A 14,745-nucleotide genomic window follows, 5' to 3' on the forward strand; every position below is an offset into this window, starting at 1 on the left:
CCGGGAAAGCCGTGTCAAAGCGGCTTTTTCTGCTTGCGTCTGCCCCCTCCAATGGCAGGCCAGGCGGGGAGACCTATACGGTCTGCCGGTTCTGTGGTGATTCTTCCGGTTCGCCAACCCCGCTTTGGCCTGCCACCCGCGTTTGCATGCGTGCGTGGCAGCCTTCATTGTTCAACGGAGGGCAGCACCATGACGCATCCCGACCCCAACATCCCCCAGGCCCCACCCCTGACGCTGTACTACCAAGGCAAACCCCTGCGGGTGCTGCAACACCACGGCCACTGCTGCCTGCTGGCCGACGACATCCTCGCCCTCTCCCCACCCCGGCTAGGCCAATTCCTGCAACAGCAACTGGCCGAATCCCCCAGCTGCGCCCTCACCCTGTCGCAACACGACAGCCCGCAATGCGGCTGGCCAGCCCCCGCCCTGCAACGCGCACTGCGCCTCAGCAAGCGCCCCGCCGCCCGCCAGCTGCGCCTATGGCTGGAACGGCAAGTGCTACCCGCCCTGCAACAACGGCCACCGGATGCCCCACGCTGGGAACAGGCGCTGGCCATGGCCGCCGAGGCCGGGCAGCAAATCAGCCATGCGGTGCTGCAAGCAGTACTGCAGCAGGGGGCTGGCTGGCAATACAGCCACTGGCTGCTGACCCTCAACTACACCGCCAGCCACCCGCGCCGCCATGCACATGGCCGTGTGGTGGCGCTCGACAGCCAGGCCACGCCGCTGGAGGCACTGGCACAGCGTATTGCCGGACCGGACGGCCTGGCCTGCAATAACGCCGAGCTGCTGCGACTGGCCAGCGCCTGCTACCAGCAATTGGCAAAACGCATGGAAAAGCAGGCGTGGCGGGTGGAGGCGGCACCAGCCGGGCAAGCCAAGATCACCTGAGACTGTCACCACGCGATGCCAGGCCATCAGGCAATGGCTGCGGCAGCATCCGCCGGGTCGGGCCGCCGCCGCGCCACGCGCTGCCTGGCTGCGCATTGACCGCGCTCGCCCTATCCATCCATCATCGATGCCACCTGTGCACAGGCGGCTGCATGTCGCCACAATCCGCCCCCGTGTCGGCTTTTGACACGCAAGCTTCCCTGCCTGATGGCTAAATCAGTGCCATCATCGGCAATCGCCTACCCAGAACACTAAGGAAGACAACGTGCAAGATGGCATCCTGAAAAGCTATATCGGCGGTCGTTATATCGATAATCCGGCCCTGCCGCTGGCCGACAACTTCAACCCGGCCAATGGCGAACTGCTATGCAAGGTGCAGCAGGCTGGTGCGGCCGAGGCCGAGCAGGCCATTCAGAGCGCCGAAGCCGGTTTTGCCGTGTGGAGCGAAATGACCGGGGCCGAGCGTGGCCGCATCATGAACAAGGCGGTGGGCATTCTGCGGGCGCGCAATCGCGAGCTGGCCGAGCTGGAAGTGCGCGACAACGGCAAGCCGATTCAGGAAGCCGAGGCGGTGGATGTGCTGTCCGGTGCCGATTGCATCGAATACTTTGCCGGCATGGCCGCTGGTATTCACGGCGAGCATTTCCCGCTCAAGGGTGCGTTTGCCTATACCCGGCGCGAGCCCTTGGGCGTGTGCCTGGGCATTGGCGCGTGGAACTACCCCATCCAGATTGCCTGCTGGAAATCCGCCCCGGCGCTGGCCTGTGGCAATGCCATGATTTACAAGCCCTCCGGCATGACGCCGATGAGCGCGGCCCTGCTGGCGGAAATCTACAGCGAAGCAGGCGTGCCGGATGGGGTGTTCAACGTGATCCAGGGCAGCTCGTCCGTGGCACGGCAGTTGATTGCCGACGAGCGCGTGGCCAAGGTGTCGATCACCGGTTCGGTGGACACCGGCAAGGCCATCATGAAAGACGCCGCCGGCACGCTCAAGCGCGTCACCATGGAGCTGGGCGGCAAGTCGCCGCTGATCATCTTTGACGATGCCGACCTCGAACAGGCGGTGTCCGCCGCCATGCTGGCCAACTTCTACACCCAGGGCGAAATCTGCACCAACGGCACCCGCGTGTTTGTGGCGCGCAGCATTCACGCCGCCTTCATGCAGCGTCTGAAGGAGCGCACCGCACTGTTGAAGATTGGCGACCCGATGCACCCGGACACCCAGGTGGGCGCGCAGGTATCGCCCAGCCATGCGCAAAGCGTGCTCAAGTACATCGACATCGGCCAGAGCGAAGGCGCGGTACTGGCGGCCGGTGGCCAGCGCGTGATCGTGCCCGGTTGCGAAGCAGGCTGGTTCATCGCCCCCACCATTTTCGACCAGTGCCGCGACGACATGCGCATTGTCAGCGAGGAAATCTTTGGCCCGGTGATGTCGGTGCTGGTATTCGACGACGAGGCCGAAGTGATCCAGCGCGCCAATGCCAGCCGGCTGGGGCTGGCGGCGGGGGTGTTCACCCGCGACCTGGCACGCGCCCACCGCGTGGTGGCCAAGCTGCAAGCCGGGGTGTGCTGGATCAACAACTACAACATCACGCCGATTGAAATGCCGTTTGGTGGCTATAAGGAATCCGGCCTGGGCTATGAAAACAGCCTCACTGCCATCGACTGCTACACCCAGCGCAAGAGCGTGTATGTGGAGCTGACCGGGGTGGCCAGTCCTTACGCCTGAGTGCTGCCAGCAGAACGCCTGTTGCAGCGTTGCGCCGCCTTGCCGTACTGCTTGTACTGCCTGCGTCGGCGCGCCTTGCACCAGGGGCTCTGCCTTATTTTGTCTGCCGCCCCCATGGCTCACCCTGTTCTCCACACGACAAGGGCAGACCGCACGGCCTGCCCTTGTCTGGCCTGAACCATCCGTCGCAAGGAGTACCCATGTCGCAACAGTTCGATTACATCATCGTCGGGGCCGGTTCCGCCGGTTGTGTGCTGGCTGCCCGCCTCACCGAAGATGCCGATGTCAGCGTGCTGCTGCTGGAAGCCGGTGGCCCGGACTGGCGGCTGGACTGGCGCACCCAGATGCCGGCGGCGCTGGCCTACCCGCTGCAAGGCACCACCTATAACTGGGCCTATACCACGCTGCCGGAACCCCACATGGGCAACCGCATCATGACCCAGGGCCGGGGCATGGGGCTGGGTGGTTCGTCCTTGATCAACGGCATGGTGTATATCCGCGGCAATGCGCTGGACTTTGACGGCTGGGCGGAAAACAGCGGGCTGGAAAACTGGAGTTATCTGGACTGCCTGCCCTATTTCCGCAAGGCGGAAAGCTACGACAAGGGCGCCAATGACTTCCACGGCGGCGACGGCCCGCTGCATGTCACCACCCCACGGCCAGACAACAACCCGCTCTACCATGCCTTTATCGCTGCCGGCGAGCAGGCCGGTTACCCGCGCACCGACGACCTCAATGGCTACCGCCAGGAAGGCTTCGGGCCGATGGACCGCACCACCACACCATCCGGCCGCCGTTGCAGTACCTCGCTGGCCTATCTGGACCAGGCGCGCAGCCGCGCCAACCTGACGGTGAAAACCCGCGCCTTGGCCGACCAGATCCGCTTTGCCGGCAACCGCGCCGTGGGGGTGAGCTATCTGCAAGGCGGCAGCCTGCAACAGGCCGAGGCGCGGCGCGAGGTGATTGTCTGCAACGGTGCCATTGCCAGCCCGCAGCTATTGCAACGCTCCGGCGTGGGCCATGCCGACCAGCTCAAACAACACGGCATCAGCAGCGTGGTACACCTGCCCGGTGTGGGCGAGAACCTGCAAGACCATCTGGAAATGTATCTGCAATACCATTGCACCAAACCGGTTTCCATCTACCCGGCGCTGCAGTGGTGGAACAAGCCGCCCATCGGCGTGGAGTGGTATCTCAACGGCACCGGCCTGGGCGCCACCAACCACTTTGAAGCCGGTGGTTTCATCCGCAGCAGCAGCGAATTTGCCTGGCCCAATCTGCAATACCACTTTATCCCGCTGGCCATGAATTACGACGGCAGCAATCCGGTAAAGGCACACGGCTTCCAGTGCCACGTCGGCTCCATGCGCTCGCCCAGCACCGGTTTTGTGCGGCTGGCCAGCCGCGACCCGCGCGTCAAACCCTTGCTGCAGTTCAATTACATGGCGCATGCGGTGGACTGGCAGGAGTTCCGCGCAGGGGTGCGGCTGACGCGGGAAATCATCGCCCAGCAGGCGTTTGACGAATTCCGTGGCGAGGAAATCAAGCCGGGGATGAAGATTCAGAGCGATGCCGAAATCGACGCCTTCGTGCGCGAACATGCCGAAACCGCGCTACACCCGTCCTGTACCTGCAAGATGGGCTACGACGACATGGCAGTAGTGGACAAGGACGGACTGGTACACGGCGTGGAGGGCTTGCGCGTGGTGGATGCCTCCATCATGCCGCGCGTCACCACCGGCAACCTTAATGCGCCGGTGATCATGATGGCGGAAAAGCTGGCCGATGCCATTCGCGGCCGCACGCCATTGCCACGCTCGCAAGCCTCCTATTTCACCGCAGGCACGCAGCCGGTACGGCTGATGGGCACGGCGGACTTTCCCTGGCCGACGGCCAGCGTGCCTGCCGCACATTGATGTGGTGAAAAGCCAAGGCGGCGCTTGACTGCGCCGCCGCACTTTCTACAATGCCAGACAGCGGCTGCATGGCAGCTGTTCAGGCTGCTGACAAAGTAATTTGGTACGATTTCACCGGACCCGGCAAAGCCGGGCCTTTCGATGAAGTGACTGATTCCGCAGCCTTTCCATCTATTCCCTATCCCCCCGCCCTTACCCTGTAAGGGGGCCTCGCTTTCTTAAATGAAAGCGAGAAGGGGTTTAGCGGCTGCATTGCAGCCGTCTTCATGGAGATTGAAAATGCACACCCTGAAACCGCGTAATCCCTACGCCTGCTCGCCCTTGCTGAAAAAGGGCGGCGCCCACCGCAGCAGCCGCTCCGGCCAACGCCAGAACGCCCGTCAGGCCATGCTGGCCATGCTGGCCGAGCTGGATGAGCTGGACTGGCTCGACCCATCCCCGGCAACCCTGGCTGTCGAGTCCCGCAGCGAGGACGACACACCGGGCAGTTTTTCCTGCCACCCCACCATGACAAAGGCCGCTTCCCAGCGGCCTTTGCCTTGTTACCCCGGCTTCTGATCACACGGTAAAACGCCCGGCCAGCACGCTGAGGTCTTCCGACAGGTTTTTCAACTGATCCACCGTCTCCGCAGTCACCTTCATTGCCCGGCTGTTCTCTTCCGACATCTGCGCCACCTGTTCCACATTTTTAGCCAGCACCTGGCTGGTATGGCTCTGCTCGCTCAGGGAGTTCTGGATATCCGCCACCACCAGCTGCAGCTGGTCGATCTGCTGCTGGATGGTGATGATGGCCGCGCCAGCATCGCTGGCATGTTGCTGGCCGCTTTGCACGGTTTGCATGCCCACGGTCATATTGCCGGCAGCATGACGTGCCGTGCCCTGGATCTGCTGCACGATGCCGCCAATTTCCGTGGTGGACTGCGCAGTGCGCTCGGCCAGCTTGCGTACCTCATCGGCCACCACGGCAAAACCACGGCCCTGCTCACCGGCACGCGCGGCCTCGATGGCGGCATTGAGTGCCAGCAGATTGGTCTGGTCGGCCACATCGCGAATCACATCGACAATGCCGACGATGGATTCGGACTGCTTGCTCAGCACCTGGATGGTGTCCGACACGGTGGAGATTTCGCGCACGATGCTGTCCATGCTACGCCCCGCCCCCTGGATGACCGCGGCACCGGTGCCAGACTGCTCCACCGCGCTACACGACAGCTCATGCGCTTCGACCGAACGCTCGGCGCTCACCGCCAGGCTGGTGCTCAGCTCCTCCACCGCCGCTGCCATGCTGGAGGCTGCCTCGGATTGGCGGTCACTGCTCCTGGCCACCTGGCTGGCGCCATCCGCCACATCGTGGGCCGCGCCATCCAGTTGGCGTGATGTTTCCACCAGTTGCTGCACGGTTTCGCGCAACTGGTTGCGCATCTGGCGGATGGCCGCCAGCAGGCTGGCTTCGTCCTTGTCTTGCAGATCGATACGCGTATCCAGCCGGCCAGTGGCAATCTGTTCCACCACGCTCTGCACATAAAACGGCTCCCCTCCCAGCTGGGCGGTAATCGACAGATACAGGGCAATGAACAGATAAGTAGACAACAGGAAGGCAAAGGCGGCGCAAGCCAGATAGACATCGCGCTGCCACTGGATGCGGGCGATGCGCGCCTCCAGCAGGCTGCCCAATTGCTGCAGGGTGGCCTGCTGGAAATGCGTGGCCACATCCAGCGTGGCGGCCGGCAAGCCACTGCCTGCCACGGCCTGTCCGGCAATCGCCTTGTCCAGTGCAGCGGCATTCACGGCAGACTGCGCCGCCAGCTTCTCGTCGCTGCCGGCAAGGCTGGCCTTGACCGTGGCGTTATAGGCCACCGCCTTGGCCAGGTCATGTTGCAGGTTTTGCAGGCTGTCACTGATCAGTGGTGCCAGGCCAACCGCCTGATCACGCGCGGTGCCGACCAGTGGCTGCCCCTTGGCCTGCAGCAACAGGGCATTGGCCTGGGTGCTGCGATTCAGCCAGTTGGGCCACTGCACGGTCACGGCATCCATCAGATAAAAAGTATCGATGTCCGGGTCCAGCGTCAGGTTGGACTGATCGCTGGCCAGGCCGATCAGATCCAGCAAGCTGTCTGCCACGGCCTGGTAGTTCGCCAGCCCCGGTGTGCCTTTCAGCTTTTGCCACGCGCCGTCCAGCGCAGTCCAGCCCTTGTCCAGCCCCAGCTGGCCATTGAGCGCCTGATGCGTCTGCTGCAGCGTGCTCCATTGCGCCTCCAGCGCGGACGACACAGCGCCCTTGTCGGCGGCGGCCCGCTGCGCCTGTTCCTGCTCCAAGGCCAGCAACAAGCTCATCGCCGGCTGCAGATACTGCACGCCGACCACTTCCTTGCTGGAGAAATCGACATTGTCCTGGTTGCTGCGATACAGACCATAAGTGAGATAAAACAGTGCGATGGCAAAAACAGCCCCTATCACCGCAAAGCGCGTGGGGTAACTCAAGCGCTGCATCCAGCGCGCGACAAGACGGAACATGGACAACTCCTCTGGAATATTGGCCTTGCCCTGTATCTTTTGTAGGGTGGGCAAGTCCTTCATTTATAGGCGTAAAATCTCGCCACACCGCATCCTGCCGTGGTTTTCAGCAAAATTATTCACCACCTCATACTTTTCAGCGCGCTGATGACAACACACCCTTAAAGATGTATTATTTTTACATCTTTAAGCACCACACAATCTGTCCGGCACCATGCAGTTCGCCAGAAAAGATGCATTTTTTCTACATCATAAGGAACCCTCATGTTAGACAGCGCCACCCGCCAGCAAGTCAAAGCCACTGCCCCCATCCTGAAGCAGCATGGCGTGCTGCTGACCAGCCATTTTTACCAACGCATGTTCCAGCACAACCCGGAGCTGAAAAACATCTTCAATCAGGGCCACCAGCATGCCGGCCAGCAACAGCAGGCCCTGGCCATGGCGGTAGCCGCCTATGCCGAGCACATCGATGCACCGGAAGTGCTGTTGCCGGTACTGGAGCGGGTAGCCCACAAGCACACCAGCCTGGGCATACGCGCCGAGCATTACCCGATTGTCGGCAAGCATCTGCTGGCCTCCATCCGCGAGGTGCTGGGCGAAGAGGCCGCGCCGGACAGCCTGCTGGAAGCCTGGGCCGCCGCCTATCAGCAACTGGCCGACCTGCTGATCAATCTGGAAAACAGCCTGTACCAGCGTGCCGCCACCCAGCCTGGTGGCTGGAGCGGCTGGCGACCGTTCAAGGTGGTGAAAAAACAGCCGGAGAGCAGCGAAATCACCTCCTTCTATCTGCAAGCGGCCGATGGTGGCGCCCTGCCCGCCTTCCAGCCCGGCCAGTATGTGTCGGTACAGCGCTTCATTCCGGAATGGGGCCTGAGTCAACCGCGCCAGTACAGCCTGTCCGATGCACCGGGCCAGGACTGGCTGCGCATTTCGGTGAAGCGTGAGGACGAGCGGGATGAGGCACCGGCCGGCAAGGTGTCAGGTCAATTACACACGGCATTGCAAGAGAACGACATCCTGCAGGTATCGCCGCCATTTGGTGATTTCGTGCTGCATCAGGAGCGGGACACTCCGGTGGTGCTGATCAGCGCCGGCGTCGGCCAGACCCCGCTGCTGTCCATGCTCAAGCATCTGCTGGCCAGCGGCAGCCAGCGGCCTATCCGCTACCTGCACGCTGCCCGCCATGGCCGGGTCCATGCCATGAAACAGGAAGTCGGCCAGCTGGCGGCGCAACACCCGCAGCTGAACAGCACGGTGTTTTATGAATGCCCGCAAGACATGGACCGGCTGGGCCAGGACTACCAGCGCGCCGGCCGCATCGATGCCGCGGCCATCCGCGAGCATGCCCTGCTGGCGGATGCCGACTACTACCTGTGCGGCCCGGTAGGCTTCATGCAGCAGCAGCAGCGCCAGTTGCGGGGGGCCGGGGTCGAGGCCGCGCGCATCCACATGGAAGTATTCGGCTCCAATGCCATGGCCAGCGACTGATTGCCCCTTGCAGCAGCTTTGTCCCAGCGCATTGTGAGGGTGGGCCGTGCGGAGTATCCTGCGCGGCACCGCCCTTACCCTTTTTGCCCATGCAACTGAACCGTTTCACCGATCTGGCATTGCGCGTGCTGATGTATCTGACCCACCGCGATCGCGAACAGGCCGTCACCATCAGCGAAATCGCCGAGCGCTTTGCCGTATCGCGCAACCATCTGGTCAAGGTGGTGCATTTCATGGGACAGCAAGGCTGGCTGAACAACAGCCGTGGCAAGGGTGGCGGGCTGGCGCTGGCGCAGCCGCCCGAGCATTACCGGCTGGGCGGCATCATCCGCACCCTGGAGGGCAATGCCGCGCTGATCGACTGCGCCACGCCCCCTTGCGCCTTGCGCCAGGATTGCCGTCTCAAGTCGGCGCTGGACGTCGGCCTGCAAGCCTTTTTCACGGTGCTGGATGGTTATTCCCTGCGCGATATCGTCGCCAGCCCCACCGGAGAGGCGATTATTCGGCTGCACCGCCAGCAAAATCAGCCCGTCTCGCCGGAAAGCCCGGCGGCAGACTGAGCCGGACAGCGTGATTTGTTGTAAAAAACCATCACTTTTCAAACAAAAAGCCCGCGGTCAGCGGGCTTTTTTTCAGGCTTTTTTTCAGGGTTTCCCCTTGGAAAAACAGCAATCAGCGTGGGGTCAGATGGTCTTGGAATAGCGTGCCTTGGTTTCCCGCTCGCGCAGGTGGCGGTCAAACAGCATGGCGATATTGCGAATCAGGAAGCGCCCTTTCGGTTCGACCATCAGGAAATCGCCGTCAAAAGTCAGCAGACCCAGCTTGTGATATTCGCGGATGGCCGGCAGTTCGGCAGCAAAGTATTCGGCGAAATTGATGCCGTGCACCTGCTCGACGGCCTCCACCGACAAGGAGAAGCGACACATCAGCGCCTGGATGATGCCACGGCGCAGGATGTCATCCTGATCCAGCACCATGCCACGCATCACCGGCAGACGTCCCTCGTCCAGTGCAGCGTAATAGCTGTCCAGGTCTTTTTCATTCTGGCTGTAACAGGGGCCGACCTTGCCGATGGACGACACGCCAAGGCCGATCATGTCGCAGTCGGCATGGGTGGAATAACCCTGGAAATTGCGCTGCAGGCGTGCCTGGCGCAGGGCGATGGCCAGGTCATCTTCCGGCTTGGCAAAGTGGTCCATGCCGATGAAGACATAGCCGGCATCCGCCAGGCTTTTTACCGCGTCCTGCAGGATGTCCAGCTTGGTGCTGGCCGCCGGCAGGTCTGCCTCGTTGATGCGCCGCTGCGGCATGAACACCGTGGGCAGGTGGGCATAGTTGTACAGCGCCAGCCGGTCCGGGCCAATGGCAATCACCTTGTCCAGCGTGGCTTTCAGCGATTCCCGCGTCTGCAGCGGCAGGCCGTAGATCAGGTCCACACTGACCGACTTGAAACCGGCCTCGCGGGCGGCATCGATCACTTCCAGCGTCTCGGCCTCGCTCTGCACGCGGTTTACCGCCTGTTGCACCTGCGGGTCGAAATCCTGGATGCCCACGCTCATGCGGTTAAAGCCCAGACGCGCCAGATGGTGCACGGTCTCGCGCCCCACCTTGCGCGGATCAATCTCAATGGAATATTCTCCCTCCGGCAAAAAATCGAAGTGAGTACGCAGCATGCCCATCAGCCGGTCCAGCTGTTCATCGGACAGGAAAGTGGGGGTACCGCCACCGAAATGCAGCTGGATCAGCTTTTCGCGGCAGCCCAGTGTGGCGGCCACCAGCTTGATTTCTTTTTCCAGGTAGTCGAGATAGCGATCGGCGCGGCTTTTGTCTTTGGTAATGATCTTGTTGCAGCCGCAGTAGTAACATACCGTGTTGCAGAACGGTATATGAACGTACAATGATATTGCGTTCTGATGCATGCCCAGGTGGCGTTGCTTCAGCCAGTGTTTATAGTCTTTCTCCCCAAAGGCCGGGGTAAAACGGTCGGCAGTCGGGTAAGAAGTGTATCTTGGGCCAGAGCCATCAAGACGTTCGATCAATGCTCGGTCGAACTCACAGTGGGTGGGCGAAAACGGATGGGTGGTGTGCATGTCGTCGGGTATTGATAGTCAAACGTCAGGTGGACTGGTAAATTTGCGGAAAACGTGTGAATTCCGCTTTGACAAGGGTCAAGCTTCTTTACAGGGTTGTACAAAACACTCGATGTCTGACCAAAACCAACACACTATTCACGCACTGAAGGTGTCCTGCTCCAACTGCAGCCTGCGCGAACTCTGTCTGCCCATCGGACTGAACCGCGACGAAATGACGCAGCTGGACGCCGTGATCCGTCAGAGCCGCCGCCTCAAGCGCGGCGAATACCTGTTCCGCAGCGGCGAGGGCTTCAAGTCCCTGTTCGCGGTGCGTACCGGTTTCTTCAAAACCAGCGTCGCCAGCCAGGACGGTCGCGAGCAGGTCACCGGCTTTCTGATGTCCGGCGAGCTGATGGGCCTGGATGGCATTTCTTCCAATGTGCATGGCTGCGATGCCATTGCACTGGAAGACAGCGAAGTCTGCGAACTGCCCTTCAACCGCATGGAAAGCCTGGGGCGCGACATTCCCAGCCTGCAGCACCACTTTTTCCGGCTGATGAGCCGCGAAATCGTGCGCGACCAGAACGTCATGCTGCTGCTGGGCAACATGAAGGCGGAAGAACGCCTGGCCGCCTTCTTGCTGAACCTGTCGCAGCGCCTGTCCACCCGCGGTTTTGCCGCCAATGATTTCATCCTGCGCATGAGCCGCGAGGAAATCGGCAGTTTCCTCGGCCTGAAACTGGAAACCGTCAGCCGTACGCTGTCCAAGTTCCAGCAGCAAGGCTGGCTGAGTGTCGATCACAAGCACATCCAGCTGATCAAGGCCGATGCCCTCAAGGACCTGATCGCCGGCTGCACCCACGCCAACGGCGTCTGACGCTAGCGCTCATCCGGCACACCGCAGCCCTGCTTGCCAGCAGCCTGCGGTGTTTTTGCATAGTGCGCAGTACTGGCGTGGCCGACAATTCGTCTGAAGACCTAGTCCGGGCGACCTAGCCGCCCGCCCAGCCCTACCAGCGCCCCACCAGCATGCCTGCAGCCAGCAGCTCGCCCAACTCCATGGCGCGCTCCCGGTGTTGCGGCAAAACCTCACCCTGCGCCAGCAAGGGCGGCAGTACCTCCTTCCAGCCATAGCCACAGGCAATGCGCCGCATGGCCTGTAGCGCGCCCAGTCCGTCATTGCCGGCCGACACCAGCATCAGATAGGGCAGCCCCTCGGTCTTTCCCTGCGCCGGGTAATAGGTGCGATCAAAAAAATCCTTCACGTTCCCCGCCATATAACCGAAGTTCTCCGGCGTAGCCAGCACGATGGCATCTGCAGCCAGCAAGTCATCCAGCCCGGCCTCAGCCGCGGGCAGGCGGTGGATGTGCAGTTCCGCGCACAGCGGCAACAAGGGCTGACACAAGGCGTCGACCAGTTGCAGGGTGTGGCCGGTCTGGCTGGCATACACAATCAGCAGTTGCTTCATCGGTGGAGAGTCCGGTCTATGCTGGCCAGCAAATCCTGCAGCCGCTGCTGCTGCGGCCAGCCCGGCGGCACCACAAAGCCGCGCGCCACTTCCTCCCAGCAGCCATCCCCCACCGGCAGCAATTCGGCCACCAGCTGCGGCACCGCAGCCTGCAGCAGTTCCTGGCGCAGGCTGTCCTGCTCGCGCACCCCCTCCTCCGCCAGCCGCGCCGGAGCCAGCCAACCCAGCCGTGACAGCCACACCCAGCGCGATCCTGCGCTTGTGCTTGGCCAGGGCTGCTGCAGCGGGCTGAGCCAGCCTTGCAGCTGATCTGCGCTCAGCGGTGCGGCCGGGATGGCCGGCCGGTCGGCGTAGAAGAACCAGCCGGCCAGGCGTGCCGCGCTGGCACAGCCGGCAAAGCCCGGCGGCAGGACACGGGCGGCGGCAGGGTGGCTGGCCAGTTGCAGTTGTTCCTGCAGTTTGGCGGCCTTGAGCACCCAGGCATCGCGCAGGCTGGGGCCGACCAGCGTGTCCGCGCCATGCCCCAGTTGCAGATAGAATTTGCTGGCGGTTTCCACATGTAGCGGCACGCCATGCAGCCGGATCAGAAAATCGAATTCGCCGATGGTGCGGCCTGCGGCATCGCGCACCGGCACATTGGCCGCCACCAGTTCGATATGCGGCGCCAGCCGGAACCAGAAAGCCAGCAGGCGCTCGGCATAATGGCCAAGCCGCTGGCATGGCTGTTGCGCCAGCCAGTGCTCAAGCGGGCCTGGATCCTGCTGCAAGGCTTGCAGCAGATCCTCTCCCTGCTCCCCCAGCAACTGCGCGGGTGACAGATTGCTGCCACTCTCCCAGGGCGCAGGCGAGGTGAGCAGGAAAGCCAGATCACGCAGCGCCGGCTGCGTGTAAGGCAGATGAAAGCTGCGTTCAGGCCGTGCCGTCGTGCTCATGGCCATCTGCCACGCGCTGGATCTGTTTCATCAGGCCACGCAGGATGTCGACTTCATCGCGCAGCATGCCGGACCGGTTGAACAGGGCGCGCATGCGGCGCATCAGCCGTTCGCTGTTGCGGCGGCGGTAATAGCCGATGGCTTCCATGGTCTGGTCCAGATGCTGGCAGAAGCCTTCCACCTCGCCCAGGCTGGCGGTTTCGCTTTCCGGGCGCAGGTATTCCACGTCAACACCGGTATGGCTGAACAGCTCGTAGGTCATCACCTGTACCGCCATCGCCAGGTTGAGCGAGAAGTAATCCGGATTGCCGGGGATGGTGACCAGGCGGTTGCACTGCTCCACTTCCTCGATGGACAGGCCGAAGGTTTCATTGCCGAATACCAGCGCCACCTGCTCGCCATCACGGGCGCGGGCTACCAGTTCCGGCGTGGTTTCGCGCGGGGTGGACAGCGGGGTGGTCAGCTCGCGGCGGCGGCTGGTCAGCGCGCAGGCCACGGTGACGTCGCTGAGCGCTTCCGCCAGGCTCGCCACCACGGTGGCGCTCTCCAGCACATCCACCGCACCGGAGGCCAGCGCATTGGCCTCATCGCTGGGAAACACCTTGGGTTCCACCAGGTACAGCCGGGTCAGACCCATGGTTTTCATGGCGCGTGCGGCCGAGCCGATATTGCCCGGATGGTTGGGCCGGGCCAACACGATGCGAATGTTTTTCAGAAAATCAGGTACTTGGGGTTTATTCATCAGCGGTTTCACATTAAAATAGCGGGCATATCAAAAAGCCCGCGCACTCGCGTCGGCTTTTTTTGTTCCTTAACCCAGATTGTTACCGTCAGATGTCGAGCCGTGTTGGCTGACATCTGCTATCCGTTCTAGAGGCCGTCAATGCATCCGATGCTCAATATCGCGGTTAAAGCCGCTCGCCGTGCTGGCAGTGTTGTCCAGCGCGCGTCGCTTAACCTCGATACCATTCGCGTAGAAAAGAAAAAGCACAATGACTTTGTGACCGATGTGGACCGCGCTGCCGAGCAGGCCATCGTCGACATGATTCTTGAGGCGTACCCCAAGCACGCCATTCTAGCAGAAGAGTCCGGCGCCAAAGGCGTGGGCTCCTCCGAATACGAGTGGATCATCGACCCCATCGACGGCACCACCAACTTCCTGCACGGCCATCAGCAATACGCCATTTCCATCGCCCTGGCACACAAGGGCCAGGTACAGCAGGCCGTGGTGTACGACCCCAGCCGTAACGATCTGTTTACCGCCTCGCGCGGTGTTGGCGCCTTCCTCAACGACCGCCGCATCCGTGTTTCCAAGCGCTTCATGATGAATGAATGCGTGATCGCCACCGGTTTCCCGGTATCCGACCAAAGCTATATCGACCAGTACCTGGGCATGCTCAAGGATGTACTGGGCAAGACCGCCGGCGTACGTCGCGAAGGCGCTGCCTCGCTCGACCTGTGCAATGTGGCTTGCGGCCGTGTGGACGGTTTCTGGGAACTGAACCTGAAGCCGTGGGACATCGCTGCCGGCAGCCTGATCGTGCAAGAGGCTGGTGGCATCGTCACCGACCTGAGCGGCGAACAGGAATGGCTGGAATCCGGCGACATCGTGGCCGCCAACCCCAAGGTGCTGGCCCAGCTGCTGGCCACCATTGCGCCGCACCTGAACAAGTAATCGCCTGAATGCAGGCAGCAAAACGGCGACCCTCAGGTCGCCGTTTTTTATTGCCCACT

General features: G+C 62.1%; 13 protein-coding genes. 8 read left to right on the plus strand and 5 right to left on the minus strand.

The features are described 5' to 3' along the window. The first annotated feature begins 189 nt into the window (after positions 1-189). The 4 genes from JHD64_RS09165 to JHD64_RS09180 all read left to right on the plus strand — a co-directional run bounded on the left by JHD64_RS09165 (position 190) and on the right by JHD64_RS09180 (position 5,094). Entirely contained in the window at positions 190-891 is a 702-nt protein-coding gene (locus tag JHD64_RS09165) for a hypothetical protein (RefSeq protein WP_199053048.1), read from the plus strand. A gap of 265 nt (positions 892-1,156) precedes the next feature. Continuing rightward, positions 1,157-2,620 carry a betaine-aldehyde dehydrogenase gene (gene betB, locus JHD64_RS09170; RefSeq protein ID WP_199053049.1) on the plus strand — a complete coding sequence of 488 codons (1,464 nt, stop codon included), beginning with the start codon at positions 1,157-1,159 and terminating at the stop codon, positions 2,618-2,620. A gap of 200 nt (positions 2,621-2,820) precedes the next feature. Continuing rightward, a complete protein-coding gene (gene betA, locus JHD64_RS09175; RefSeq protein ID WP_199053050.1) occupies positions 2,821-4,536 on the plus strand; it encodes a choline dehydrogenase in 1,716 nt (571 codons plus the stop codon). A gap of 279 nt (positions 4,537-4,815) precedes the next feature. After that, positions 4,816-5,094 (plus strand): hypothetical protein, encoded by a 279-nt coding sequence (locus JHD64_RS09180; protein ID WP_199053051.1) that lies wholly within the window; start codon positions 4,816-4,818, stop codon positions 5,092-5,094. On the opposite strand, the gene JHD64_RS09185 is transcribed toward JHD64_RS09180, so the two are convergent. Further along, a complete protein-coding gene (locus JHD64_RS09185) occupies positions 5,095-7,050 on the minus strand; it encodes a methyl-accepting chemotaxis protein (protein ID WP_199053052.1) in 1,956 nt (651 codons plus the stop codon). Positions 7,051-7,314: 264 nt separating this feature from the next. Between JHD64_RS09185 and hmpA the strand changes: the two genes are divergently transcribed. Both hmpA and JHD64_RS09195 read left to right on the plus strand, forming a co-directional pair. Beyond that, positions 7,315-8,538 (plus strand): NO-inducible flavohemoprotein, encoded by a 1,224-nt coding sequence (gene hmpA / locus JHD64_RS09190; RefSeq protein ID WP_199053053.1) that lies wholly within the window; start codon positions 7,315-7,317, stop codon positions 8,536-8,538. An 89-nt stretch (positions 8,539-8,627) separates the two neighbouring features. Continuing rightward, positions 8,628-9,098: an Rrf2 family transcriptional regulator gene (locus tag JHD64_RS09195; protein ID WP_059285226.1), complete on the plus strand. Its 471-nt coding sequence runs from the start codon at positions 8,628-8,630 to the stop codon at positions 9,096-9,098. 123 nt (positions 9,099-9,221) lie between these two features. On the opposite strand, the gene hemN is transcribed toward JHD64_RS09195, so the two are convergent. Continuing rightward, positions 9,222-10,628, minus strand: a complete 1,407-nt coding sequence (gene hemN, locus JHD64_RS09200; RefSeq protein ID WP_199053054.1) for an oxygen-independent coproporphyrinogen III oxidase — start codon at positions 10,626-10,628, stop codon at positions 9,222-9,224. Between the two features lie 112 nt (positions 10,629-10,740). Here hemN and fnr point away from each other — a divergent pair, with 112 nt between their 5' ends. Then, positions 10,741-11,487: a fumarate/nitrate reduction transcriptional regulator Fnr gene (gene fnr / locus JHD64_RS09205; RefSeq protein WP_059285224.1), complete on the plus strand. Its 747-nt coding sequence runs from the start codon at positions 10,741-10,743 to the stop codon at positions 11,485-11,487. 133 nt (positions 11,488-11,620) lie between these two features. Here fnr and JHD64_RS09210 read toward each other — a convergent pair whose 3' ends face one another. Genes JHD64_RS09210 through JHD64_RS09220 form a run of 3 tightly spaced genes read right to left on the minus strand, consistent with a single transcriptional unit; the run spans position 11,621 to position 13,753 of the window. Continuing rightward, positions 11,621-12,079 (minus strand): flavodoxin family protein, encoded by a 459-nt coding sequence (locus JHD64_RS09210; protein ID WP_199053055.1) that lies wholly within the window; start codon positions 12,077-12,079, stop codon positions 11,621-11,623. Then, entirely contained in the window at positions 12,076-13,011 is a 936-nt protein-coding gene (locus tag JHD64_RS09215; RefSeq protein WP_199053056.1) for a DUF1853 family protein, read from the minus strand. The genes JHD64_RS09210 and JHD64_RS09215 overlap by 4 nt, the downstream gene beginning before the upstream one ends. Beyond that, positions 12,989-13,753 (minus strand): RNA methyltransferase, encoded by a 765-nt coding sequence (locus JHD64_RS09220; protein WP_059286625.1) that lies wholly within the window; start codon positions 13,751-13,753, stop codon positions 12,989-12,991. The genes JHD64_RS09215 and JHD64_RS09220 overlap by 23 nt, the downstream gene beginning before the upstream one ends. Before the next feature lie 141 nt (positions 13,754-13,894). Between JHD64_RS09220 and JHD64_RS09225 the strand changes: the two genes are divergently transcribed. Beyond that, positions 13,895-14,686, plus strand: coding sequence for an inositol monophosphatase family protein (locus JHD64_RS09225; protein ID WP_059286612.1), 792 nt, complete (start codon positions 13,895-13,897; stop codon positions 14,684-14,686). The last annotated feature ends 59 nt before the right edge of the window (positions 14,687-14,745 follow it).

The sequence above is a fragment of the Aquitalea sp. ASV15 genome (assembly GCF_016429115.1).
In the GTDB taxonomy this organism is placed as follows: Bacteria; Pseudomonadota; Gammaproteobacteria; order Burkholderiales; family Chromobacteriaceae; genus Aquitalea; species Aquitalea magnusonii.